Origin of the sequence: Lentzea sp. NPDC006480, from assembly GCF_040611995.1 — a bacterium.
Taxonomy (GTDB): Bacteria; Actinomycetota; Actinomycetes; order Mycobacteriales; family Pseudonocardiaceae; genus Lentzea.
Genome location: NZ_JBEXPJ010000363.1, coordinates 1 through 1,015 on the forward strand (window position 1 = coordinate 1; position 1,015 = coordinate 1,015).

Genomic DNA, 1,015 nt, shown 5'->3' on the forward strand with positions numbered 1-1,015 from the left:
GTGCAGTCGATGACCACCACGCCCACCGCGGACGTCGACGCCACGCTGCAGCAGATCGCTGAGCTCACCGCGGCCGGCTGCGAGATCGTCCGGGTCGCCGTGCCGTCGGCGGACGACGCGGCCGCACTTCCCGCGATCGCCCGGAAATCGGGGATCCCGGTGATCGCCGACATCCACTTCCAGCCCAAGTACGTGTTCGCCGCGATCGACGCGGGCTGTGCGGCGGTGCGGGTCAACCCGGGCAACATCCGGCAGTTCGACGACCAGGTCGGCGCGATCGCCCGCGCGGCGGGCGATGCGGGCATCCCGATCCGGATCGGCGTGAACGCGGGCTCGCTGGACCAGCGGCTGCTGGACAAGCACGGCGGTGTCACGCCGGAAGCGCTGGTGGAGTCGGCTTTGTGGGAGTGCTCGCTGTTCGAGGAGCACGGGTACACCGACCTGAAGATCTCGGTGAAGCACCACGACCCGGTGGTGATGATCGAGGCTTACCGCAAGCTCGCCGCCCGCTGCGACTACCCGTTGCACCTCGGCGTGACCGAGGCGGGTCCGCGGTTCCAGGGCACCATCAAGTCGGCGGTGGCGTTCGGCGCGTTGCTGGCGGAGGGCATCGGCGACACCATCCGCGTCTCGCTGTCCGCGCCGCCGGTCGAGGAAGTCAAGGTGGGCAACCAGATCCTGGAGTCGCTGGGGCTGCGGCCGCGCGGGCTGGACATCGTGTCGTGCCCGTCGTGCGGTCGTGCCCAGGTCGACGTGCACACCCTCGCCGAACAGGTGACCGCTGCCCTGGAAGGGTTCCCGGTCCCGTTGCGGGTGGCCGTGATGGGCTGTGTCGTCAACGGGCCGGGCGAGGCGCGGGAGGCCGACCTCGGTGTCGCGTCGGGCAACGGCAAGGGGCAGATCTTCGTGAAGGGCGAGGTGATCCGCACGGTGCCGGAGTCGCAGATCGTCGAGACGTTGCTGGCGGAGGCGGCCCGCATCGCCGAGGAGATGGGCGTGGACATCGAGGCGTGAC

General features: G+C 70.2%; 1 protein-coding gene. It reads left to right on the forward strand.

Annotated features, from left to right (window positions below; all coding sequences use genetic code 11):
• Positions 1 to 1,014 (forward strand): flavodoxin-dependent (E)-4-hydroxy-3-methylbut-2-enyl-diphosphate synthase (ispG, locus tag ABZX92_RS45950; protein ID WP_355572511.1); only part of this gene is annotated, 1,014 nt, incomplete at its 5' end.
• Position 1,015 lies beyond the last annotated feature (1 nt).